General features: G+C 60.3%; 25 protein-coding genes. 16 read left to right on the forward strand and 9 right to left on the reverse strand.

Annotation, left to right across the window (positions count from 1 at the left end; translation table 11 throughout):
• Positions 1-82 precede the first annotated feature (82 nt).
• On the reverse strand, positions 83-787 hold the full coding sequence (locus ACP7AP_RS11040) for a winged helix-turn-helix domain-containing protein (protein ID WP_426034258.1): 705 nt from the start codon (positions 785-787) through the stop codon (positions 83-85).
• Entirely contained in the window at positions 759-1,043 is a 285-nt protein-coding gene (locus tag ACP7AP_RS11045) for a hypothetical protein (RefSeq protein ID WP_426034259.1), read from the reverse strand. The genes ACP7AP_RS11040 and ACP7AP_RS11045 overlap by 29 nt, the downstream gene beginning before the upstream one ends.
• Positions 1,044-1,236: 193 nt before the next feature.
• Between ACP7AP_RS11045 and ACP7AP_RS11050 the strand changes: the two genes are divergently transcribed.
• The 4 genes from ACP7AP_RS11050 (at position 1,237) to ACP7AP_RS11065 (ending at position 4,971) form a co-directional block, all read left to right on the forward strand.
• A complete protein-coding gene (locus ACP7AP_RS11050) occupies positions 1,237-1,752 on the forward strand; it encodes a hypothetical protein (protein WP_426034260.1) in 516 nt (171 codons plus the stop codon).
• Positions 1,753-1,874: 122 nt separating this feature from the next.
• Positions 1,875-2,534 carry a ribonuclease HII gene (locus tag ACP7AP_RS11055; protein ID WP_426034357.1) on the forward strand — a complete coding sequence of 220 codons (660 nt, stop codon included), beginning with the start codon at positions 1,875-1,877 and terminating at the stop codon, positions 2,532-2,534.
• A gap of 86 nt (positions 2,535-2,620) precedes the next feature.
• Positions 2,621-3,745 carry a site-specific DNA-methyltransferase gene (locus ACP7AP_RS11060; protein WP_426034261.1) on the forward strand — a complete coding sequence of 375 codons (1,125 nt, stop codon included), beginning with the start codon at positions 2,621-2,623 and terminating at the stop codon, positions 3,743-3,745.
• A 170-nt stretch (positions 3,746-3,915) separates the two neighbouring features.
• Entirely contained in the window at positions 3,916-4,971 is a 1,056-nt protein-coding gene (locus ACP7AP_RS11065) for a class I SAM-dependent methyltransferase (protein WP_426034262.1), read from the forward strand.
• 166 nt (positions 4,972-5,137) lie between these two features.
• On the opposite strand, the gene ACP7AP_RS11070 is transcribed toward ACP7AP_RS11065, so the two are convergent.
• Positions 5,138-6,289, reverse strand: coding sequence for an alkane 1-monooxygenase (locus ACP7AP_RS11070; RefSeq protein ID WP_426034263.1), 1,152 nt, complete (start codon positions 6,287-6,289; stop codon positions 5,138-5,140).
• Positions 6,290-6,333: 44 nt separating this feature from the next.
• Complete coding sequence (gene mutY, locus ACP7AP_RS11075) at positions 6,334-7,368, reverse strand: A/G-specific adenine glycosylase (protein WP_426034264.1); 1,035 nt, start codon at positions 7,366-7,368, stop codon at positions 6,334-6,336.
• An 81-nt stretch (positions 7,369-7,449) separates the two neighbouring features.
• On the opposite strand from mutY, the gene ACP7AP_RS11080 reads away from it, so the two are divergent.
• The 5 genes from ACP7AP_RS11080 (at position 7,450) to ACP7AP_RS11100 (ending at position 10,704) form a co-directional block, all read left to right on the forward strand.
• The gene (locus tag ACP7AP_RS11080; RefSeq protein ID WP_426034265.1) at positions 7,450-7,983 is read left to right on the forward strand and encodes a DUF721 domain-containing protein; all 534 of its coding nucleotides are present in this window, start codon (positions 7,450-7,452) and stop codon (positions 7,981-7,983) included.
• A gap of 3 nt (positions 7,984-7,986) precedes the next feature.
• The gene (locus ACP7AP_RS11085; RefSeq protein WP_426034266.1) at positions 7,987-8,661 is read left to right on the forward strand and encodes a DsbA family protein; all 675 of its coding nucleotides are present in this window, start codon (positions 7,987-7,989) and stop codon (positions 8,659-8,661) included.
• Complete coding sequence (locus ACP7AP_RS11090; protein WP_426034267.1) at positions 8,662-9,783, forward strand: CaiB/BaiF CoA transferase family protein; 1,122 nt, start codon at positions 8,662-8,664, stop codon at positions 9,781-9,783.
• Between the two features lie 407 nt (positions 9,784-10,190).
• Positions 10,191-10,448: a type II toxin-antitoxin system Phd/YefM family antitoxin gene (locus tag ACP7AP_RS11095; protein WP_426034268.1), complete on the forward strand. Its 258-nt coding sequence runs from the start codon at positions 10,191-10,193 to the stop codon at positions 10,446-10,448.
• Complete coding sequence (locus tag ACP7AP_RS11100; RefSeq protein WP_426034269.1) at positions 10,438-10,704, forward strand: Txe/YoeB family addiction module toxin; 267 nt, start codon at positions 10,438-10,440, stop codon at positions 10,702-10,704. Before ACP7AP_RS11095 ends, ACP7AP_RS11100 begins: the two co-directional genes overlap by 11 nt.
• A gap of 68 nt (positions 10,705-10,772) precedes the next feature.
• Here the strand turns inward: ACP7AP_RS11100 and ACP7AP_RS11105 are convergent, their stop codons facing one another.
• From ACP7AP_RS11105 to ACP7AP_RS11120, 4 genes are all read right to left on the reverse strand, one after another.
• A complete protein-coding gene (locus ACP7AP_RS11105; protein WP_426034270.1) occupies positions 10,773-11,393 on the reverse strand; it encodes a TIGR02466 family protein in 621 nt (206 codons plus the stop codon).
• A gap of 113 nt (positions 11,394-11,506) precedes the next feature.
• Positions 11,507-12,469 carry a tetraacyldisaccharide 4'-kinase gene (lpxK, locus tag ACP7AP_RS11110; RefSeq protein WP_426034271.1) on the reverse strand — a complete coding sequence of 321 codons (963 nt, stop codon included), beginning with the start codon at positions 12,467-12,469 and terminating at the stop codon, positions 11,507-11,509.
• Positions 12,469-13,659 carry a 3-deoxy-D-manno-octulosonic acid transferase gene (locus ACP7AP_RS11115; protein WP_426034272.1) on the reverse strand — a complete coding sequence of 397 codons (1,191 nt, stop codon included), beginning with the start codon at positions 13,657-13,659 and terminating at the stop codon, positions 12,469-12,471. Before ACP7AP_RS11115 ends, lpxK begins: the two co-directional genes overlap by 1 nt.
• A 13-nt stretch (positions 13,660-13,672) precedes the next feature.
• A complete protein-coding gene (locus ACP7AP_RS11120) occupies positions 13,673-13,918 on the reverse strand; it encodes a DUF4170 domain-containing protein (protein WP_426034273.1) in 246 nt (81 codons plus the stop codon).
• Positions 13,919-14,040: 122 nt separating this feature from the next.
• Between ACP7AP_RS11120 and ACP7AP_RS11125 the strand changes: the two genes are divergently transcribed.
• Positions 14,041-14,949, forward strand: coding sequence for a sugar kinase (locus ACP7AP_RS11125; RefSeq protein WP_426034274.1), 909 nt, complete (start codon positions 14,041-14,043; stop codon positions 14,947-14,949).
• 78 nt (positions 14,950-15,027) lie between these two features.
• Here ACP7AP_RS11125 and ACP7AP_RS11130 read toward each other — a convergent pair whose 3' ends face one another.
• Positions 15,028-17,331 carry a DNA topoisomerase IV subunit A gene (locus ACP7AP_RS11130; protein WP_426034275.1) on the reverse strand — a complete coding sequence of 768 codons (2,304 nt, stop codon included), beginning with the start codon at positions 17,329-17,331 and terminating at the stop codon, positions 15,028-15,030.
• Positions 17,332-17,488: 157 nt separating this feature from the next.
• Here ACP7AP_RS11130 and ACP7AP_RS11135 point away from each other — a divergent pair, with 157 nt between their 5' ends.
• The 6 genes from ACP7AP_RS11135 to ACP7AP_RS11160 all read left to right on the forward strand — a co-directional run bounded on the left by ACP7AP_RS11135 (position 17,489) and on the right by ACP7AP_RS11160 (position 21,548).
• The gene (locus ACP7AP_RS11135) at positions 17,489-17,980 is read left to right on the forward strand and encodes an SH3 domain-containing protein (protein WP_426034276.1); all 492 of its coding nucleotides are present in this window, start codon (positions 17,489-17,491) and stop codon (positions 17,978-17,980) included.
• 90 nt (positions 17,981-18,070) lie between these two features.
• On the forward strand, positions 18,071-18,895 hold the full coding sequence (locus tag ACP7AP_RS11140) for an SDR family NAD(P)-dependent oxidoreductase (protein WP_426034277.1): 825 nt from the start codon (positions 18,071-18,073) through the stop codon (positions 18,893-18,895).
• A 66-nt stretch (positions 18,896-18,961) separates the two neighbouring features.
• On the forward strand, positions 18,962-19,171 hold the full coding sequence (locus ACP7AP_RS11145) for a twin transmembrane helix small protein (RefSeq protein ID WP_426034278.1): 210 nt from the start codon (positions 18,962-18,964) through the stop codon (positions 19,169-19,171).
• On the forward strand, positions 19,171-19,743 hold the full coding sequence (locus ACP7AP_RS11150) for a cob(I)yrinic acid a,c-diamide adenosyltransferase (protein ID WP_426034279.1): 573 nt from the start codon (positions 19,171-19,173) through the stop codon (positions 19,741-19,743). The genes ACP7AP_RS11145 and ACP7AP_RS11150 overlap by 1 nt, the downstream gene beginning before the upstream one ends.
• 117 nt (positions 19,744-19,860) lie before the next feature.
• Positions 19,861-20,622, forward strand: a complete 762-nt coding sequence (locus ACP7AP_RS11155) for an electron transfer flavoprotein subunit beta/FixA family protein (protein WP_426034280.1) — start codon at positions 19,861-19,863, stop codon at positions 20,620-20,622.
• The gene (locus ACP7AP_RS11160; protein WP_426034281.1) at positions 20,622-21,548 is read left to right on the forward strand and encodes an electron transfer flavoprotein subunit alpha/FixB family protein; all 927 of its coding nucleotides are present in this window, start codon (positions 20,622-20,624) and stop codon (positions 21,546-21,548) included. The genes ACP7AP_RS11155 and ACP7AP_RS11160 overlap by 1 nt, the downstream gene beginning before the upstream one ends.
• Positions 21,549-21,553: the final 5 nt, after the last annotated feature.

Below are 21,553 nucleotides of genomic sequence, written 5' to 3' on the forward strand. Positions count from 1 at the left end.
GCTCCTCAAGCCTCACGGCTTTCCTCGCTTGGTGCCGCGTCATCCAAAGCGAAGAAAGCGGTTACGCTTGATGAGCGCCCGCTCAGATCATCTTGATGGTATCTTTGCCCACCGCCAACATATACCCCCGCCGCGCAATCGTCTTCACCAACAACTCGCTGACCATCTGATTGCCCAAAGCATCGCGCAACCGCTTCACCCGCGTCGCCCCCGCCGCTTCGTCACAATCGGCAGCATTGCGGCCCGAGATCACGCCCTCAATCTGCGCGCCGGTCAGCACGTCATCATCCATCCGCGCCTCGGCCAAGACACTCAAAGTCTCAATCGCCGCCTCGGTCAGCGCGAATTCCATGTCGTTGATATAGACCGCCCGCGCTTCCCGGCTGATCACCAAAGTGCTGACCTGAATCCCCGAACGCTGGATCGCCGAAATCCGTCGATTGAGCGCGATGATCGTCACCAGAAACACCAGTGCGGCCACCATCAGCGCGGTGGCAAATACCAGCAGCACGAAGATGACGCTTCGATAACTGGTCAACACCTCGGAAAACGAAGTCCCCGACTGTGCCAAAATCTCCAAAAGTTTAATCTCGGCCCCGGTGTTGAGATCATTATTCTCGACAAACAACCGCTCTACCCGCGCGTTGAACGCATTGGCATCCGGCAGGGTCAGAAACAGAAACACCGCAGCGCCCAGCAGAATCACCACAATCGCCGCGATCCCGCCCGCAACCACCCGGTTGCCAGCCTTCAGCACATCAGTAGCGGAGGAAGTACTCTCCTGCACTGGCTTTCCTTTCACCCAAACCTTCGGGGCCGAAGGTGGACAATACGTTCAGCAAAGTCCAGCCACCCGCCGCCAGCCTCGGCTTAAGTTCGCTTTTTGCAGCGCCCTTGTTTCCACAAGCCCCATCGGAAACCTGCGCCACGCCGTAATGCAGCCGCAACGGGCTGTCCTGCTTGGCCTTGTAATCGGCGTAACATTCAGCGCTTACAGGCAGCGCCACGCCAAAAGCCAAAATTGCCGCAAGTAACAGGCGCATGATCTGCACTCCCTAAATCGTTACCTGCACCTTGGGCATAACCGCGCAGCTATTCAATATCGAAGCGGGTTTACGGCGCTGCTATCGCCTATCAGCCGACGGATATTGCTTGGCCAGACGTTGAACGATCAATCTCAGGCATCGGCTTCACGCCAGAGGCCCACCCAACACATCCCATCAGATGGAGGTCATCATGTCCAACACGTCCTACGCATCCGAGACCCTCGCCGAAACCATCCACGCCCTGCGCGACACCCGGCACACCCCAATGTTCACCCTGAAATGCCAGGCGAATATCCTGATCGTGCTGTTGATGGCGGTAGCACTTTTGGCCGCCACCTCAATGCCTTCGCATGCCGAAAAGCACGGCAACGACCTTGCCAAGATCATCGCAGGCGCTTTGGTGATCGGCCTGATCGCCAAGACCATCGACGACAACAAGGATCGCCACAAACCGCAGCCCCACATACCGCAGCCGCAACCCTACCCCGAGCCGGTCTATGAGCCCCGCGTGCCCTCGGTCTGCGCCATCAGCATCGACAGCAATTCCGGCGATGCGGTGACGATGTATTCCGAGCGTTGCCTTGACCGTGAAGGCTTCAACTATCGCCTGCCGAATTGCGCCCGCGACATTCGAATCTACGGGGAGCGCGACCGGGTCTATTCCGCCCAATGCCTGCGCGATGCGGGCTTCCGCTTGGACCGTTAACTATTCGCATCCGGGCCGCACCCCGATCCCTTTAGCGGCCCGATCCTTGGGGGCGGAGGCACGAGCAGCTCCGCCCCCCTTTTTTACCACCCTCTTTTTGCCAGCCTCTTTTTTCGCCCGCCATTTCGCGCTACGCGAAACATATGCAAAAACTCTCCGCCCATTTCGACTATGAGTCCGCCGCCCATGCCCTTGGCCACCGCCATATCGCCGGCGTCGACGAGGTGGGCCGAGGCCCGCTCGCAGGCCCGGTCACCGCCGCCGCCGTGATCCTTGACCCCAACAACATCCCCGCCGGTCTGGCCGATTCCAAAGCCCTGACCGCCGCGAGGCGCGAGGCGCTTTACGATGCCATCCTGACATCAGCCCAGTGCTGCATCGCCCACGCATCGGTCGAGGAAATCGACCAACTCAACATCCTGCGCGCCAGCCATCTGGCAATGGAGCGCGCCGTCGCGGGTCTTGGCATTGCGCCCGACCATATCCTGATCGACGGCAACCTGATTCCGGCAAACCTCAAGGATCGCGCGCAAGCCATCATCAAGGGCGATGCCAAATCACTTTCCATCGCCGCCGCCTCGATCATCGCCAAAGTGGCGCGCGATCGCATCATGGTGGATTTGGCGCAACAATACCCCGGCTACGGCTGGGAGTCGAATGCCGGATACCCGACAAAGTTGCATCAGTCAGCACTCCTAAATCTTGGGGTCACGCCTGCGCATAGACGTTCGTTCAAACCTATCCACAAGATGTTGTATCAAGACAAATCTGTAACCCCTTGATTCAATAAAGAATTTGACGAGTTATCCACAATGACTCATTCTCTGCATCAACAAACGGTGAATAACACCGAGGGCAGAGGCAGAATATGGCGACGAAAAGCAAACCGGCGGTGGATCATATCCTTCCGCTGAACCAAATCCTTGATGGCGACTGTATCGAGCGGATGAATGCGCTTCCGGCAGGGTCAATAGACCTGATCTTCGCCGACCCCCCCTACAACTTGCAGTTGAAAGGCGATCTGCATCGCCCGGATAACTCCAAGGTCGATGCGGTGGATGATCACTGGGACCAGTTTTCCAGCTTCGCCGCCTATGACAAATTCACTCGAGAGTGGTTGGCAGCCGCAAAACGTCTGCTGAAACCCAACGGCGCGATCTGGGTGATCGGTTCCTATCACAACATCTTCCGCGTCGGTTCCGCCCTGCAAGACCAAGGCTATTGGATGCTGAACGATGTGGTCTGGCGCAAGTCGAACCCGATGCCGAACTTCCGCGGCAAACGCCTGACCAATGCGCATGAAACCCTGATCTGGGCCTCGCGCGATGAGGACAGCAAGTACACCTTCAACTATGAAGCCCTGAAAGAGTTGAATGACGGCGTGCAAATGCGCTCCGACTGGGTGCTGCCGATCTGCACCGGGCATGAACGTCTGAAGGACGAAAACGGCGACAAGGCGCATCCGACGCAAAAGCCGGAATCGCTGCTGCACCGGGTGCTGATCGCCACCACCAATACCGGCGATGTCGTGCTAGACCCGTTCTTCGGCACCGGCACCACCGGCGCTGTCGCCAAAATGTTGGGGCGCGATTTCATCGGCATTGAGCGCGAAGACGCCTACCGCAAGGTCGCCGCCGAACGTATCAGCCGTGTGCGCCGCTTTGACGCTTCGGCTTTGGAAATCACCGGCAGCAAACGCTCGGAACCCCGCGTGCCGTTCGGCCAGGTGGTTGAGCGCGGCATGCTGCGCCCCGGCGAGGAACTCTACTCGGTCGGCAACCGCTTCTCCGCCAAAGTCCGCGCCGATGGCACCCTCGTGGGCCTCGACGTGAAAGGCTCGATCCACCAGGTCGGTGCCGCCTATGAGGGCGCGCCTTCCTGCAACGGCTGGACCTACTGGCACTTCAAGCGCGATGGCAATATGATCCCGATCGACATCCTGCGCCAACAAATCCGCGCCGAGATGGAGGCCGATCTAGGCCGCCCACACTAGCAGCGGTGGGTTAGCACCCACCCTACCCCCAGATTTCGAACGCCTGTGTCACGGTTCCGCCCATGACACCACTGCCTCAGCATGCATGTCATGCTGAGGTTTTTTCCGTTAGGCCGCCCGGCCAAGCTGCGCTAGCATCGCTGGATTGAAGCCAGATATTTGAGCCCGCCATGCAGCCCGATCTGCCCAACCTGACGCGCATCTGCCAAGCCGAGGAAGCGGCCCTCAGGGAGATTTTCGAGGATATCGCCGCGGCTTTTGCCCCGCCCTTCGATACGAAAATCCGCGCCCAGATCACCACCCTGCTCGCCCTTGCCGAGCCGCACCGCCACGCCCTGCAACGCGCGCACAGCTTTCATCTGCAAAGCCCCGCCTTGCGCGCCCTGCCGATGCACGCCCTCGAGCGGCAGTATTTTGACGCAATCCTGCGCCATCTCCGCCTCTATCCCACCGCCGTCACCCGCCTGCAAACCGCGCTCCGCCACCGTTTACCGCTGTTTCCCCCACCGCCGAAGCCCTATGGCCCCGAAGCACAAACCCTCGCGCTGCATTCCCGCACTTGGGACCGCATGCACGCCCATCTCAGCCCGCACGCGCCCAATCTTTACCACGACACTCCCGGCCATCACGGCGATCTGCCCTATCCCAGCACGGATTTCCTGCGCTATGCCATGGCCGCGCGGCGGATTTGCTTGGCGATGGACAAGCACACTCCGGCTTTCCTCGATGTCGGCTGCGGCATCGGGTTGAAAGTGTTTCAGGCCGCCGAACTGTTCGCCCAAACCGACGGTCTGGAGTATGAACCCGGCCATGCCGCCACGGGTCAGGCGATGATGCAGCGCGGCGGTTGGCCGGAGGCCCGGATTTTCCACGCCGACGCGCTGAGCTTCGAGCGTTACGGCGATTACGATGTGCTTTACGTCTACAAACCGATGTATGGCGCAGCCCTTGAGCAGATGGAGGCCCGGCTGATCGGCCAAGCCCGCCCCGGCACCCTACTGATCGCGCCCTATACCGATTTCACCACAAGGTTTGAAACCTTGGGCTGCACGCGGATTGAGGGCTTTCTCTACAGCATCCGCCCACCGAAATCGCTTCCTGCCACTCTGAAACGCGCCACGCATGTCGGCTTCGCCCTGCCCGCGCGGCCCAAGAACGGCTATACCGAGGACGGTTTTCTTGCCCCTGTGCATCTGGCCTTGCGGCGTTGGGGCCATGGCGATTAAGGCCTGCTTTCACAGTCAATGGAATGCCGCGAAGCGCAAAAAGTTCGGTTTTCCCCGCTGGGAATGACTTGTGCCAACGGACATGATTTTGGGAATTTTCCACAATATGTTGTGGTCACTTGCATAAATCCGCGCGCAAACGGCGATAAGGCTTGAAGAATACCGCCTAAACCGACGCCCCTTTGGGCACCGGATTTAGGCCTTTGTTATAGCCGTGCCAGTCGGTGATATCGGGGTAATATTGCGCCCGCCATGCCTTCACCCGCCTGTTCATCAGCCGTTTCCACAACGGGGGCACCATCGCCGCCATCGTCATCACCGGATAGCCATAGGGCAGTTGCGGCGCTTCATCCGCCCCATAGGTTTGCAGCAGCGGAAACCGCCGATCCGGCTTGTAATGATGATCGGAATGGCGCTGCAAATTGATCAACAGCCAGTTTGACGCCCGATGCGAAGCGTTCCAGCTGTGGCGCGGCAGCACATGTTCATAGCGGCCCTCGCCTAAGTAGCGCCGGGTCAACCCGTAATGCTCGATGTAATTCACCAGTTCCAACTGCCAGACCGCCACCCACGCCTGCCAGAGAAAAAGCGCCAAACCGACCCAGCCGCCCAAGGCCAAAGCAAGCCCCAGCATCGCGCCCTGCAAGCCCCAATAGCGCCAATACGGGCTTGATTTATCCAAAGGTTTCAGCCCCTTGCGTGCCCGCATCGCGGCTTCGGCTTTCCATGCCGATTGGTGACATTGCACCAAAACCCGCAGAAAAAACCGATGGAAGCCTTCGTTATAGCGCGCCGTCACCGGATCGCGCGGTGTTGCGACATAGAGATGATGCACCCGCAGATGTTCGGATCGAAAATGGCTATAAAGCACCGAAGCCAGCAGCAGATCGCCCAAAGCCCGTTCCCATGCAGGTTTTTGGTGCATCAACTCATGCGCGTAATTGATGCCGATGGTGCCCGAGACCACGCCCATGCCAAAGAACAGCCCGATCTTTTCGGCCACGCCCAAATCTGCCGCCTGCGGCACATACCACAGCATCCAACACAGCAGAGTAAACTGCGCCGGAAACCAGATCAGCGTGACAAGCCGGTAGTATTTCAGCCCGCTTTCGGGCGTCGAAAGATCAGCATTATCCTCATTGCGCCCGGTCACCGCATCCAGCAGCGAGAACATCCCCCAAGCATAAAGCGGCAGCGCCAGCACGAACCAGCCGCCCCAGAGTGCCGCCAGCACCGCCACCGGGATCATTCCCAAGGATAGCCAGAATGGCAGAGCGTTTTGCAGGCGTTGCACCTCGGCGCTTGGAATTATCGTCATCATGGCCCTCTTTTCCGGCCAGTCTAACGCAAAATCCACACCACTCAACGCGGCGTTTTGCCTTGGAACGCAAGGTCATAGGCCTTGCGCATCAGGGTTGGCAGATCATTGGGGTTAAGCGACATAAATTCACCTCTCTGCGGATTGGCTGCAGAATCAGCGGCCTTCACCTGCAAGATTAGGTGGAAATGTGTGAAGGTATGCTTAACTTCCCCCAAATCTTGCCAATCCGCCGCAAACGGCGCGCCTGAATTTGTGCCATCCCAGCCGTCGCTCGGAAACCCCAACATCCCGCCCAGCAACCCCCGCTCGGCCCGCCGCTCGACTAAAACCAACCCGTCGCGCCGGGCCACCCAAGCCACGCCCTGCCGCACCGGTTTTTCCGCCTTCGCCAGCTTGCGCGGCAATTCTGCAGCAAGGCCAAGGCGTTGCGCCTCACATATCCCCAACAGCGGGCAAATCCCGCAAGCCGGGTTGCGCGGGGTGCAAATCGTCGCCCCCAGATCCATCACCGCCTGCGCATAATCGCCGGGGCGCAGATCGGGCGTCACCAAGCCCGCCAATCGCACCAATTCCGGCTTCGCGCTTGGCAGCGGCACCTCTACCGCAAACAGCCGCGCCATCACGCGCTCGACATTGCCATCGACCACCACCGCAGGCTCGTCATAACAAATCGCAGCCACCGCCGCTGCGGTATAAGGTCCCACCCCCGGCAAAGCCCGCATCCCCAGCGCCGAGGTCGGAAACACCCCGCCATGACCCCGCACCACCGCCCGCGCGCAGGCAAGCAAATTGCGGGCGCGGGCGTAATAGCCAAGCCCCGCCCATTCGGCCATCACCTCGGCATCCTGAGCCGCAGCCAGATCGACCACCGTCGGCCAGCGCGCGACAAACCGTTGAAAATACGCTGTAACAGCCGCCACCGTGGTTTGCTGCAACATCACTTCCGACATCCAGACCCGGTAGGGATCAGCGCGCACGCCGCTGGTCTTGTCGGCAGGCGAAACCCGCCACGGCATCACCCGCGCCGATCTGTCATACCACGCGAGCAACCGCTGGCTTACTTCCGCGTCACGCAATCTTTATCCCCTTGCTGCCAGCAACCCTTGGCGAACCCACAGTCCTGCCGTTAGAATAGCCCGAACCACGGATAGGACCAGATGGCCCGCACGCCCAGCCCACTTCCCTCTGCCCATCGCCGTATTCGCGGCTTTGAAGCCACATCCGGCCTGTTGCGCGATCAAATCCGCAAAGTTGGCGAGCAGCGTGGCTTTGCCATCGCCCGCCTTCTGACCCATTGGACCGAAATCGCGGGCGAAGATATGGCCCGCATCACCCGCCCCGTCAAAGTCGGCTATGGCCGCGAGGGTATGGGTGCATCGCTGACGCTGCTGACCACCGGGCCAAATGCGCCGATCATCGAGATGCAAAAGGAAAAGCTGCGCGAACGCGTTAACGCCGTCTACGGCTACGCCGCAATTTCGCGCATCCTGATCACCCAAACCGCCGCCACGGGGTTCGCCGAAGGTCAGGCCGAATTCATCGCCAAGCCCAACGCCCCGCCTGCACCCGATCCGACAATTTTGGCCGAGGCCGCCCGCACCGTAGCCCCGATACAGAACGACGACCTGCGCCAAGCCCTTGAACGGCTTGGGCAAAACATATTAAATCGCCGCAAACTCAAGGAAAGCTGACCCATGGCCAAAACCCTCGCAACCACCGCCGCTCTGGCCCTGATCGCGGGCCTTGGCCTGTCGTCATTCACCCAAGCGCAAACCACCGCGCCCGCCACGACCACCACCGAAGTGCCCGCCACCTCGGCCACCCCGGTTGTCATTGACCCGGCCACCATCGCCGATTACGGCATCGGCCAGATCGACGCCAAGGTGAAGATCGTCGAATACCTGTCGTTCACCTGCCCGCATTGCGCCGCCTTTCACACCGAGGTTTATCCGCAGCTGAAGGCCGATTACATTGACACCGGCAAGGTTCGCCTTGAATATCACGAGGTCTATTTTGATCGTTACGGTCTGTGGGCGGCGATGATGGCCCGCTGCGGCGGCGAGATGCGCTATATCGGCATCACCGATATTCTCTATGACACCCAGAAGGATTGGGCCGCCTCGGATGATCCGAATGTCGTCGTGGAAAACCTGAAGAAAATCGGCCGCACCGCCGGGATGGATGATAAAACCCTTGATGCCTGCATGAAAGACGCCCCGATGGCAGAGGCTTTGGTCAAGCATTTTGAAACCAACATGGCGGCGGACAAGGTCGAAGGCACGCCCACCTTCATCATCAACGGCACCAAACATTCGAACATGGCCTATGACGATCTGAAGGCCGTGCTTGACGCAGAGCTGGCGAAGTAAATGAACACTCCACTGGCGGGCGTCAAAGTCATTGAACTGGCTCGGATTCTGGCTGGCCCTTGGGCCGGTCAGACCCTCGCCGATCTCGGAGCCGACGTGATCAAAGTCGAAGCGCCTGAGGGCGATGACACCCGCCGCTGGGGCCCTCCGTTTATCACCCGCGATGGTGACAAGAGTGCCGCCTATTTCTATGCGACCAATCGCGGCAAACGCAGCATCACCTGCGATTTTCGCACCGCTGAGGGGCAGGAAATCGTCCGCCGCCTGATCGCCGATGCCGATGTGCTGATTGAGAATTTCAAAGTCGGCGGCCTTGCAAAATACGGCCTCGACTATGCCTCGCTTGCCAAAATCAACCCTAAACTGGTCTACTGCTCCGTCACAGGCTTTGGCCAAACCGGCCCCTACGCCCACCGCGCCGGCTATGATTTCATCATCCAAGGCATGGCAGGCCTGATGTCGGTCACAGGAGAGCCCGGTGGTCAGCCGCAAAAAGTCGGCGTCGCCGTCACCGATGTGTTCACCGGGGTATACTCCGCCACCGCCATCCTCGCAGCCCTGTTGCAACGCGGCCGCACCGGGGTCGGCCAGCACATCGATATGTCTCTCATGGACGTGGCGACCTCGATCATGGCCAACCAGTCGATGAACTACCTCGTCTCCGGCACCCCCCCCGGCATGATGGGCAACGCCCACCCCAACCTCGCCCCCTATGCCGTGTTCGATTGCGCCGACGGCTGGATCATCCTCGCCACCGGTAACGACGCCCAATACCGCCGCCTCTGCGCGATCTTGGGGCTGGATGACATGGCAACCGCCGCCAGCTTCGCCACCAACGCCGACCGCATCGCCAACCGCGAGACGATGACCGCCCGCATCACGGCAGCCACCAAAACCTGGACCAAAGCCAACCTCCTCGCCGCCTGCGAAGCCCAAGGCGTCCCCGCAGGCCCGATTAACTCCCTCGACGAAGTCTTCGCCGACCCGCAGGTCATCGCGCGAAACCTGCAAATCGCCCCCGAAGGCCTCCCCGGAGTCCGCTCCCCCATGACCTTCTCCGGTGCAGAATTGTCGCTGGAACGGCCAGCCCCCAAACTAGGGCAGCATCAAACCGAAGTGTAGGGTGCGTGATTTCACGCACCATTGTTTGCCCTGCCCCGCTCCCCCCACAGGGCAACGCCTGACCGCCGGGTGGGCGCAACAACGCCCGTTCTAAGCACTTTATCCCGCAACCCCCCCTGAAGTTCTAAGCGAGACAGCCCAAAAGCGCCCGCCCGAGGGCGGTGATGAGCGATCTGAAATCCTCCGGTGGAGGATTTCCGCGAAAAACGCCCGGCCCGTGGCCGGGCCGGGAGGCAGGCGCTGCCCGGCGGCGCTAAAGCGCCTTGATTCCGGGCGGGGGCTTTGCCGCACTGTAGACACACCCTTACTTTTCTAAGTACGGCAGCAGAGTAGCCTCACTTGACATGCACAGCTTTCTGTACATATATGATGACACACCAGATAGCTCAAATCAGCCCAGAGAACTCATGAACATTTTAACCTACACGGATGCCAGAAACGGCTTGGCGAGTGCGATGGATAAAGTCGTTCAAGATCGCGAAGAGACCGTCATCACCCGAACCGGACGGGAATCCGTTGTCATGGTCGCGCGTAGCGAATGGGACGCCATTCAGGCAACACTGCACCTGCTTTCGTCCCCCCGCAACGCGAACAGACTGCGTGAGGCGATATCCGAGCTAGACGCTGAGGGCGGTGCGGAAAAAGAGCTGATCGTTGAAGCTTAAGTTTGCCAGCCACGCTTGGGCGGATTATCTTTACTGGCAGACGGCAGATGCAACAATACTGATTAGGATCAACACTCTGATCGAGGAATGTCGCAGGCATCCGTTCAGTGGAACCGGTAAGCCAGAGGCGCTGAAAGGAAACCTGTCTGGATGGTGGTCGAGACGGATCACCGGAGAGCATCGTTTGGTCTACAGGGCTTCGGGAACTGGCGCAGATCAAACTTTAGAAATCGCTCAGTGCCGTTACCACTATTAAGATAACGCGCCGCTCATGTGGCTGCATTGCAGTACAAAGCGTAGGGCGTGGTTCACCCCCCAATCCCCTCACCCCCACCCATAATTAAAACTCACACTGATCCGATCTTCCTCCGCCATGTTCATCGGCACTTCATGGCGCAGCCAGCTTTCCCACAGCAGCACCTCGCCCGCCTCGGGCGCGCGGTAGATAAACGTCCGCAGCTCATCCCGCACCTTGGCCTTGCGCGGCGGGGCGGCCATCATCATCGGCAGCCGGGGGTCTTCAAACTTGATCGCCGAGGTGCCCTTCGGCATCGTCACATAGCAGGTCCCCGAGATCACGCTATGCGGATGGATGTGTGAGCTGTGCACCCCGCCCTGCGGCAAGATATTGATCCAAAGCGAATCCAGTTTGATCTTCTTGGCTCCAAGATCAAACTGCACATCTTTCACAAAGCCCTCAACATGCTTATCCAGCACCTTGACCAAGACTTTGAAAATCGGAAACCGCCACGGCAGATCGTCGAGCGAGGCATAGCTGGTATAGCCCGGATAGCCGTGTTTTTCGCACCAGTTTTGCCCGGCCTCATCATCCTCGGCAATGGCGAGGCAGGAATTTTCCAACTCCTCCAGATCAATCGGCTTGCCCAGTTCGGCCAAGGCTGCCCGATACAGCCGGGTGACAAAAAGCGATTCAATGTTCGACATGGCATAGCCTCCAGTTAGGGTTCAGTGCGGTCAAAGGGTAACAAAACCCTAAACGACCCCCAGCTAACCCCTTGATTTCCCATAAACCCAAAACCTGTCCACGCGTGGACAAATCAAATCCCCAACCGATCAAACGCCGCATCTAGCGGCCCCCAATCCTCAATCCGCAGCCGCACCGGCAGAGTCAAAACCCGCGCCCGGAACGCCTCGGGCAGCCGAACCGCATCCTTCTCCGTGGTCACCAACTGCGCCGCCTTCGCGAATGCCTCAATCTCCAACCGGGTCAGCAACGCCTCTGACAGCGGCTGATGATCATCCAAAGCCTCACCGCGCACCAGCACCGCGCCCTCGCCGCGCAGGGTCGCGAAGAACTTTTCCGGCCGCCCGATCCCCGCAAATGCCAGCACCCGCTCACCCGCCCAATCCATCCCCATTCGAAGCACCTCCAGACGCCCGCGCAGCAATGGCACCCCCTGTACGGAAAACCCAGCATCCCCAATCGCCAGCACAAAATTCGCCCGCGCGAGCCCCACCGAGACAGGCTCCCGCAACGGCCCCGCCGGAATACAGCGCCCGTTGCCAAACCCCACCGTCGCATCGACGACCACAATCGACAGATCCTTCACCACCGACGGGTTCTGAAAGCCATCGTCCAGCAGAACCACGTCAACCCCCACCGCCTCCGCCGCCCGAACCGCCGCCGCGCGATCTTTCGACACCCACACCTCACAAAACGCCGCCAGCAACAGCGGCTCATCCCCGACCTGATCCGCCCGATGCTGTACCGCATCGACCTGCACCGGACCCGGCAAAAACCCGCCATGCCCCCGGCTGACCACCGCCACCCGCCGCCCCCGCGCGATCAACCGTTCCACCAGAGCGATCGCGGTCGGTGTCTTCCCGGTGCCGCCCGCATTGATATTGCCGACGCAAATCACCGGAACCGCAGCCCGATACCCCGGCCTGCGCAAACGCCGCGCTGTAGCCCAGCCGTAAATCCACCCCAGTGGAGCCAGAACCCGCGCCCACACCCCCGGCCTTTCCGGCGCATCAGACCAAAACCCCGGTGCGCGCATCAGCTTGCCCCATCCAGCACACCGCGCGCGAAATCGACCACCCGGTCCGTCACCTCCACCCCATCCGAGGCCAAAGCCCAAGCCGCTTGCGCCAGCCGTGCCGCCCGATCCGGGGCCAGTAAATCGCTCAACGCGTCGCCCAGATCGCCAGCCGAGCCGACCGCCCGCGCCGCCTGCGCTGCGCCCAAACGACCAAAAACCGAGCCGTAGCCGCCCGGTCTTGGCCCATAGACAATCGCCGATCCCAAAGCCGCAGGCTCCATCGGATTGCGCGCGCAGCCCTCGCCCAGCAAAGACCCGCCCATATAGCTGACCGGAGCCAACCGATACCACAGCCCATATTCCGCAGCGGAATCAGGAATATAGACCTCGGTTTCCGTATCCGGTTCCTGATCCAGACTGCGCTGCGCCACGGTCCAGCCTTCACTCGCTTCCATGAAAGTCGCCAGTTCCGCCGCACGCGACGCATCCTGTGGCACTAAAATCAACAGCAGCCGATGCGCCAGCCGTAAAGCCGAGCGGTGCGCCGCGATCACCGCCGCTTCTTCCGCCGCTGGCACATCCACCGCCAGCCACACCGGGCGCGTCGCCATCAACCCGGCCAGCATCGCGCGCTCTGGTTCGTGGTAAGACAGCGCCGCCGAAGGCTCCTCCATCCGCCCCGCCACCGCGACCTCTGCCGCCCCGGCGCGTCGAAACGCCCGCGCGCTAACCTCATCCACCGCCAAAACCTGCGCAAAAGACTGCAACGATGCCCGCATCAGCCCCGGATACCAGCCTTCGCGCCCCTTCATCAAAGCGGGCGCGCGGGCGTCCACCATAATCACCGGCAGGCCACGTTCGGACGCCTCAAACAGCAACGCAGGGCGCAATTCGCCTTCCGCCATAATCACCAAAGCCGGGGCCCAATGCGACAGAAACGCGTGGGCCTCGGCGGGCGTGTCGAAAGGCGGGTGCTGATGCAGCATGTTCGCGGTCAGCGGCACCGCTTCCGGGCAGGTCAACAACACGGTGACGCCCAATTCTTCCACCAGCCGCAACGCCAGTTGCCGCAACCCGCGTGAACAGCCGACCTCTGCCGCATGCAGCCAGATCAGATCGCCCGGCGGGCGGGCTGGCCGCGCGATATCGGGGCCAATCGCACGACGTCCGGTCAGGTTGTAAAGCGTGCGGCCTAGGGATAGTGCCATAGAAATCGGTCGCTTACGCGCCCATCTCCTCGGTCAGCGATCCGGGCATAGCTTCTTCGCGCAACCGATGAATGTGCGCGATGAAATAGCGCATATGGGCATTGTCAACGGTGCGCTGCGCCTCGGCCTTCCATGCCGAAAACGCGGTTGCGTAGTCGGGATACATGCCAACGATATGAATCTGGCTGACATCCTTGAAGATGTTCTTTTGCGGGCTGACAAGCTCGCCGCCAAACACAAGATGAAGACGCTGCGCCATGCTGGATTTCCTATTGCTGCACCTCTGCACAGGGTAACGGGTGCGAGGGCGCGGTTCAAGGCTTGCCGCACTTGCACAGGCAGCGCAGGCCGATCATTCTGGTCTTGATATGGGGGGATATGATGGCAAGGCGGGTTCTGGCGATTGGCGAGTGCATGGTGGAACTGTCGCCTGCCGGGGATGGTCTGCTGCGGCAGGGCTTTGCCGGCGATACGTTCAACACCGCTTGGTATCTGCGGCATCGCCTGCCTGCCGACTGGACGGTCGATTACCTGAGTGCGGTGGGGACGGATGCGCTGTCGGATCAGATGCTGGGGTTTATGCAAGCGTGTGGGATTGGCACCGCGCATGTGGCGCGGCGGGCAGAGGCGGCGGTTGGCATCTATCTGATCAGCTTGCAGAATGGCGAGCGCAGTTTCAGCTATTGGCGCGACAGGTCTGCCGCGCGGCGGCTGGCGGATGATCCGGTTGCTGTGGCGCGGGGACTGGCGGGGGCAAGTTTGGTGGTGTTTTCCGGGATCACCTTGGCGATCCTGCCCACCTCCGGGCGTGCGGCTTTGCTCGCGGCTGTGGCGCAAGCGCGGTCAAACGGGGCGCTGGTGGCGTTTGACCCCAACATGCGCGCACGGCTGTGGCCCGATGTGGCCGAGTTGCAGCACTGGGTGACGGCTGCCGCGCGGGGTGCCGACATCGTGCTGCCGTCCTTCGACGAAGACGCGCGGGTGTTTGGCGATGCCAGCCCGCAGGCGACGATTGCGCGCTATCGCGAATTGGGTGTGGGGTGTGTGGTGGTGAAAAACGGTGGCGGCATGGTCGAGGCTTGGGAGGGTGCTGCGCATCGCTTGCAGCCTGAGTCGGTGCGTGTGGTGGACAGCACGGCTGCGGGCGACAGTTTCAATGCGGGATTTCTCGCGGCACGGATGCTGGGGCTTGGGCTGGCGGAGTGTCTGCGGCAGGGGGCGGATTTGGCGGCGCAGGTGATTGCGGCACCGGGCGCGCTGATCGTGCCAATCGCAGTCGCGCGGGACTGATTTGCGTTTGGCATCTTCCCAGCGGGGAGAGACTTGTGCCTGGCGCTCGTGCAGACCCTATATGTGGTACGCGCAGGTTTAATTGAAACGGTTATCCCTTGGGAAACCGCGTGGGGCCATGCGGCCCGCCGTGGCCCGTGCAGCCTGCCATTCGGCGAGATCGGTTTCGGTGCGGGTGCGGCCTGCGGGGTCTTTCCACGCGAGGCCTGCGGCCAGAACAAAAGTGGTGGCATCCGAAAGCCCGCCGTCTTTGTATTTTTGCAGCCGCACGCCTTTGCCCTTGGCCATCTCTGGCAGTTCGGCCAAGGGGAACACCAGAACCTTGCGGTTATCGCCGACGACGGCGACATGATCGCCCACGACCTTGCGGCAGATCGCGGTTTTCACGCCCGCGCCAAGGGAAAGCACCTGCTTTCCCGCGCGGGTTTGCGCCAGCACCTCATCTGATGCGACGACAAAACCATCGCCAGCGGTCGAGGCCACCAGCAGCTTTTCACCGGGGCGGAAAATCTGCAGATCGACGATTTCGGAATCGTTCGGCAGATCGACCATCAACCGCACCGGCTCGCCCATACCGCGGCCACCGGGAAGATTGACGCCGATCAGGGTGTAGAACCGGCCATTGGCGCCGATCAGCAAGATTTTATCGGTGGTTTCAGCGTGGAAAGCAAAGCGGGCGGTGTCGCCGTCTTTGAATTTCTGCTCGGTTGCCAGATCGACATGGCCCTTCAGCGCCCTGATCCAGCCCATCTGGCTGCAAACGACGGTGATCGGCTCGCGTTCAATCATCGCTTCAAAGCTGACTTCCTCGACATCGCCCGCCTCGGCGAAGGCGGTGCGGCGCTTGCCTAGAACGGTGTGTTTGCCGAATTTCTTGCGGATATCGTCGAGTTCAACGCCGATCTGGGTCCATTGCAACGCATCGCTTTCCAAAAGGTCAACCAATCCAGCCCGTTCGGCCATCAGGGCGTCGCGCTCGGCGATCAGTTCGATTTCTTCCAGACGCCGCAACGAGCGCAGGCGCATGTTCAGGATGGCTTCGGTCTGCACCTCGGTCAGTTCGCCCTCACCCATGGCGGGGGGAACATAATCTTTCTCGGACATCGCGCGTTTGTGCGGCTTGCCCCAGCTTTCGGCCATCAAAGCGGCCTTGGGATCATTGTCATAGCGGATGATATCAATGACGCGATCAAGGTTCAGGAAGGTGATGATGAAGCCTTCAAGCACCTCTAGCCGGTGGTCGATCTTCTGCATCCGGTGCGTGCTGCGGCGTTTCAGAACATCGCGGCGGTGGTCGAGGAAGGCGCGCAGGACTTCTTTCAGGCTACAGACTTTCGGCTGCCGCCCGTCAATCAGCACATTCATGTTCAGGCTGAAGCGCGCCTCAAGATCCGAGGTTTTGAACAAAGCCGCCATCAGCATATCGGCTTCAACCGTGCGCGAGCGTGGTTCCAGCACGATGCGGATATCGTCGGCGGATTCGTCGCGCACGTCGGCGAGCAAAGGGATTCTCTTGGTCTGGATCAATTCGGCCAGCTTTTCGATCAGCCTGGATTTTGGCACCTGATAGGGGATTTCGGTGATGATGATCTGCCAGGTGCCACGGCCCAAGTCTTCAACATGCCATTTCGCGCGGGTGCGGAAGCTGCCACGCCCGGTGCGGTAGGCTTCCAACATGGTCGCGCGCGGCTCAATCATAGTGCCGCCGGTGGGGAAATCGGGGCCGGGAATGATTTCGACCAAAGCCTCGTCGGTTATCGCGGGGTCGGCCATCATCGCGTGGCAACCGAGGATCAGTTCTTCAAGGTTATGCGGCGGGATGTTGGTGGCCATGCCCACCGCGATACCGCTGGAGCCATTGGCCAGCAGGTTCGGGAAGGCGGCGGGCATCACGACGGGTTCTTCGAGCGTGCCATCATAGTTCGGGCGGAAATCGACCGCGTTTTCGGTCAACCCCTCCATCAGGGTTTCGGCAATCGCGGTCAGACGGGCTTCGGTATAGCGCGAGGCTGCCGGGTTATCACCGTCGATATTGCCAAAGTTGCCTTGACCGTCGACCAGCGGGTAGCGGACGTTGAAATCTTGCGCGAGGCGCGCCATCGCGTCGTAAATCGCGGAATCGCCGTGGGGGTGATAGTTGCCCATCACATCGCCGGATATTTTTGCAGACTTACGGAACGCGGAAGTCGCCGACAGCTTTAGCTCTCGCATGGCATAAAGGATTCGGCGATGAACGGGTTTCAGGCCGTCACGGGCGTCAGGCAAGGCGCGGTGCATGATAGTAGATAAAGCATAGGTCAGATAACGTTCGCCAATCGCGCGAGCCAAAGGCTCGGCAAGGGTGATGGGCTCTATCTTGGGATCATCTTCGGCGTCGGACATGGATGTGGTGTAGTGCGGGGTCTCGGGCTGGTCCAGACGGAAAACGCAGGGCGCGGTTGGCGCTGACGCGATTTGGGGGGAAGAATCGCTGTTTTTTCCACCCCAAAACGCGTAAGATCATGCTATGGCTGCTGCTCTTTAGTGGAGTGCCTGTGCGATGTTTAAACCTACCTTTTTCCTCTGTGCTGGACTTTTTACAGCGATGTATTTTGGCGGCGCTGATCGCGGTCAGCAGCGCTTTGGTTTGGTTGAAAAACCACGGGTTGTGGCAGCCCCTGTGGCGGACGAACCGGCGGTTGTTGCTGATCTGCCCGCAGTGGTTGCCGCGCCTGCGATTGTCGCCGTGACGGAAGCGGCTTTTGTGCCCGAAGTGCCGTTGATGGTCACCCCGGCTGTGGCGGCAGCCATTGCTGCGCCCCTGGCGGCAGAAGCCGTGGCCGTCGAACCGGGTGTGCTGATGGTGGTCAATACGAAATCCGCCAATGTGCGATCCGGCCCCGGCAAGGATTTTGACGTGGTCGGTCGGCTGATGCGCGGCGACTCTGTGCTGGTGGTGGCGCAAGGCGAAGGCGCGGACGGCTGGTCGCTGATCCGAATCGAGGGCGACGGCATTGAGGGCTATATCGCCACACGTTTGCTGACCGAGTGATTTTGAACGGAATGGCAATCTTGAACTGAACGATTGTCCAAACCTGCCGCAGCCCTTACGAAAGGGCAAACCCAAAAAGGGGCAGCAGGCATGGAACGCACGATTCTGATCACGGGATGCTCGTCGGGCATCGGGCTGGACGCCGCGCGCGGTTTGAAGGCGCGGGGCTGGCGGGTGTTTGCCACTTGCAGACAAGAACCTGATTGCGAGCGTCTGCGAGCCGAAGGGCTGGAAAGCTTCGTGCTGGATTACGCCGATGAGGCCAGCGTTGAGGCAGCGGTGGCCGAGGTGGTGACGCGCACCGGAGGCAAGCTGGATGCTTTGTACAACAACGGTGCCTTTGCCTGCCCCGGTGCTGTGGAAGACCTGCCGCGCGGGGCGTTGCGCGCGATTTTTGAGACCAATCTGTTTGGCTATCACGACCTGACGCGCCGGGTGATTCCCTTGATGCGGGCGCAGGGCGGCGGGCGGATTATCAACTGTTCCTCGGTACTTGGCCTTGTTGCGCTAAAATGGCGCGGCGCCTATGTCGCGACCAAATTCGCGATGGAGGGTCTGACGGATGTTTTGCGCATCGAGATGGCCGATACTGGCATCAAGGTGATTTTGATCGAACCGGGGCCGATTGGCACCTCGATCCGCGAAAAGGCGATTCCGCATTTTGAGCGCTGGATTGATTGGCAAAATTCGGCGCGGGCGGCGGAATACGCCACGTTGCGGGGGCGGCTTTATCAGGCTGGACCAAAAGATCGCTGGGAGCTGCCCGCCTCGGCTGTGACCGAAAAGCTGATCCATGCTCTGGAATCTGCCCGGCCCAAGGCGCGGTATTATGTCACAACGCCGACCTATCTGATGGGGTTTGCCCGGAGGATTTTGTCTACTCGGCTGCTGGATTGGGTGATTGCGAAGGTGTGACGCGTTTTCCAGTTCGCTTTTGCGTCGCCAGCGCCTAAATCAGTGGCAAAGCGAAAGGAGCCCACCATGCTCAGCGACCCGATTTTCATCTTTGGCGTGCTTGCCTGTTTCGTCGTGCTGATCATCCTGATGATCGGCATCGGCAGCTTTGCCAAGGGAGGCGAGTTTCATGCCAAACACTCTAACCGTTTGATGCGATATAGAATTATTGCGCAGGCAGGCGCAGTGATCATCATCGTCGGCTACGCTTACTACCGCAGTAAAGGTGGCAACTGATGGTTGTTCTGTCGAAGATTTACACCAAAACTGGCGATAAGGGCGAGACCGCTTTGGGCAATGGTGCGCGGCTGGCAAAGCACTCGGCCCGGGTCAGCGCCTATGGCACGGTGGATGAGACGAATGCCACAGTGGGTCTGGCGCGGCAACATTCGGGCGGCGAGATAGACGCAGCCTTGCAGCGGATTTCCAACGATCTGTTCGATCTGGGCGCTGATCTTTGCACCCCGGATATGGAGAACGATGCGACTGCCCCCTACCCGCGTTTGCGGATGATCGCGGCGCAGGTTGATCGGCTGGAGGCTGAAATTGACGTGATGAACGCCCGCCTGACCCCCTTGCGCAGCTTTATTCTGCCCGGTGGGTCGGCCCTTGCGGCGCAAATGCACCTCTGCCGCACGGTTTGTCGGCGCGCCGAGCGTCTGGTGGTGGAATTATCTGTGTCTGAGGCCGTCAACCCGGAAGCGGTGAAATACCTTAATCGCCTGTCGGATTGGTTCTTTGTCGCGGGCCGCATCGCCAATAGTGACGGTAAGGACGACGTGCTTTGGGTGCCGGGCCTGACGCGCTAGACGCGACGTAGCGCCGCGCAATTCTGTCGGTTTTGGTCTGTTATGGGCGCGCTCAACCATATATGACAGCGGCGAGAGCTTGGGCGGCCCTTGGGCCAATAAACGGAGATATACGCGATGAAGGTTCTTGTGCCTGTCAAACGTGTGATCGACTACAACGTGAAAGTGCGCGTGAAAGCGGACGGTTCCGGGGTTGATCTGGCCAATGTGAAAATGTCGATGAACCCGTTTGACGAGATCGCTGTCGAAGAAGCGATCCGTCTGAAGGAAAAAGGCGTTGTGACCGAAATCGTCGTGGTGTCGATTGGCGTCAAGCAAAGCCAGGAAACCCTGCGCACGGCTTTGGCGATGGGCGCGGATCGCGCGATCCTGATTGAAGCCACCGACAACGTGCAAAACGACATCGAGCCTTTGTCGGTCGCCAAGCTGCTGGCCGCCGTGGTCAAGGAAGAAGCGCCGGGGCTGGTGCTGTGCGGCAAGCAAGCCATTGATAACGATATGAATGCCACCGGGCAGATGCTGTCGGCATTGCTGGGCTGGTCGCAGGCAACCTTCGTGTCGGAACTGGCGATTGACGGCGATAAGGCCGTGGTCACCCGTGAAGTCGACGGTGGTTTGCAGACGATTTCGGTGAAAATGCCGACCATCGTTTCGGTCGATCTGCGGTTGAACGAGCCGCGCTATGCCTCGCTGCCGAACATCATGAAAGCCAAGGCTAAGCCGATGGCGATGAAAACGCCCGCAGATTTCGGCGTTGATGTGACCCCGCGCCTGAACATTGTGAAAACCGTGGAACCTGCGGGCCGCAAGGCTGGCGTCAAAGTGGGCTCGGTGGATGAGCTGATTGCGAAACTTAAAGACGAAGCGGGGGTGATCTGATGGCCGTTCTGCTGATTGCTGATGTAAACGAAGGCGCTTTGGCGACCGATGCGGTTGCGAAAACCTTGGCCGCTGTGGCTTCGCTGGGCGAAGTGCATGTGCTGGTGGCAGGCACGGGCGGCGAGGCCGCTGCAGCTGAAGCTGCCAAATTGTCCGGCGTTTCTAAAGTGTTGTTCGCCGACGATCACGCCTACTGCCATGGTATGGCGGAATCGACCGCCGCTTTGGTGGTGTCGCTGGCAGGGGGCTATAGCCACATTTGTGGTGCTGCGACTGCATTCAACAAGAACGTGCTGCCGCGTGTTGCGGCTTTGCTGGACGTGATGGTGATCTCTGACGCCACCGCCGTGATTGACGCCGATACGTTCGAGCGCCCGATCTACGCCGGCAACGCGGTGCAGACCGTGAAATCGGTGGATGCGAAAAAGGTGTTCACCGTGCGCACTGCGACGTTCACGGCGGTTGAGTCGAATGGCTCTGCGGCTGTCGAGAAAATTGGCGGGCCGGGTGAAGCAGGGCTTTCGGCTTGGGTCGAGGATAAAACCGCAACTTCGGATCGCCCGGAGCTGACTTCTGCTGGCATCGTGGTTTCTGGTGGCCGTGGTGTTGGCTCGAAAGAAAGCTTCGATCTGATCGAGAAACTCGCCGACAAGCTGGGCGCGGCCGTTGGGGCATCGCGTGCCGCGGTCGATTCTGGCTATGCGCCGAACGATTGGCAGGTTGGTCAAACCGGTAAAGTCGTCGCACCGCGGCTGTATGTGGCCGTTGGGATTTCTGGGGCTATTCAACACCTTGCCGGGATGAAGGACAGCAAAGTCATCGTCGCGATCAACAAGGATGAAGAAGCCCCGATCTTCCAAGTGGCAGATTACGGTCTGGTCGGTGATCTGTTTGTGATCGTGCCGGAACTGATCGAAAAGCTGTAAGCTTT

Source organism: Cypionkella sp. TWP1-2-1b2, from assembly GCF_049896245.1.
In the GTDB taxonomy this organism is placed as follows: domain Bacteria; phylum Pseudomonadota; class Alphaproteobacteria; order Rhodobacterales; family Rhodobacteraceae; genus Cypionkella.

Bases quoted from the DNA above. Each gene is read 5' to 3' on its own strand.
- ACP7AP_RS11045 (WP_426034259.1), bottom strand. From the start codon at position 1,043: ATGCGCCTGTTACTTGCGGCAATTTTGGCTTTTGGCGTGGCGCTGCCT.
- ACP7AP_RS11050 (WP_426034260.1), top strand. From the start codon at position 1,237: ATGTCCAACACGTCCTACGCATCCGAGACCCTCGCCGAAACCATCCAC.
- ACP7AP_RS11060 (WP_426034261.1), top strand. From the start codon at position 2,621: ATGGCGACGAAAAGCAAACCGGCGGTGGATCATATCCTTCCGCTGAAC.
- ACP7AP_RS11065 (WP_426034262.1), top strand. From the start codon at position 3,916: ATGCAGCCCGATCTGCCCAACCTGACGCGCATCTGCCAAGCCGAGGAA.
- ACP7AP_RS11070 (WP_426034263.1), bottom strand. From the start codon at position 6,289: ATGACGATAATTCCAAGCGCCGAGGTGCAACGCCTGCAAAACGCTCTG.
- ACP7AP_RS11080 (WP_426034265.1), top strand. From the start codon at position 7,450: ATGGCCCGCACGCCCAGCCCACTTCCCTCTGCCCATCGCCGTATTCGC.
- ACP7AP_RS11085 (WP_426034266.1), top strand. From the start codon at position 7,987: ATGGCCAAAACCCTCGCAACCACCGCCGCTCTGGCCCTGATCGCGGGC.
- ACP7AP_RS11090 (WP_426034267.1), top strand. From the start codon at position 8,662: ATGAACACTCCACTGGCGGGCGTCAAAGTCATTGAACTGGCTCGGATT.
- ACP7AP_RS11095 (WP_426034268.1), top strand. From the start codon at position 10,191: ATGAACATTTTAACCTACACGGATGCCAGAAACGGCTTGGCGAGTGCG.
- ACP7AP_RS11105 (WP_426034270.1), bottom strand. From the start codon at position 11,393: ATGTCGAACATTGAATCGCTTTTTGTCACCCGGCTGTATCGGGCAGCC.
- lpxK (WP_426034271.1), bottom strand. From the start codon at position 12,469: ATGCGCGCACCGGGGTTTTGGTCTGATGCGCCGGAAAGGCCGGGGGTG.
- ACP7AP_RS11115 (WP_426034272.1), bottom strand. From the start codon at position 13,659: ATGGCACTATCCCTAGGCCGCACGCTTTACAACCTGACCGGACGTCGT.
- ACP7AP_RS11120 (WP_426034273.1), bottom strand. From the start codon at position 13,918: ATGGCGCAGCGTCTTCATCTTGTGTTTGGCGGCGAGCTTGTCAGCCCG.
- ACP7AP_RS11125 (WP_426034274.1), top strand. From the start codon at position 14,041: ATGGCAAGGCGGGTTCTGGCGATTGGCGAGTGCATGGTGGAACTGTCG.
- ACP7AP_RS11130 (WP_426034275.1), bottom strand. From the start codon at position 17,331: ATGTCCGACGCCGAAGATGATCCCAAGATAGAGCCCATCACCCTTGCC.
- ACP7AP_RS11135 (WP_426034276.1), top strand. From the start codon at position 17,489: ATGTTTAAACCTACCTTTTTCCTCTGTGCTGGACTTTTTACAGCGATG.
- ACP7AP_RS11140 (WP_426034277.1), top strand. From the start codon at position 18,071: ATGGAACGCACGATTCTGATCACGGGATGCTCGTCGGGCATCGGGCTG.
- ACP7AP_RS11145 (WP_426034278.1), top strand. From the start codon at position 18,962: ATGCTCAGCGACCCGATTTTCATCTTTGGCGTGCTTGCCTGTTTCGTC.
- ACP7AP_RS11150 (WP_426034279.1), top strand. From the start codon at position 19,171: ATGGTTGTTCTGTCGAAGATTTACACCAAAACTGGCGATAAGGGCGAG.
- ACP7AP_RS11155 (WP_426034280.1), top strand. From the start codon at position 19,861: ATGAAGGTTCTTGTGCCTGTCAAACGTGTGATCGACTACAACGTGAAA.
- ACP7AP_RS11160 (WP_426034281.1), top strand. From the start codon at position 20,622: ATGGCCGTTCTGCTGATTGCTGATGTAAACGAAGGCGCTTTGGCGACC.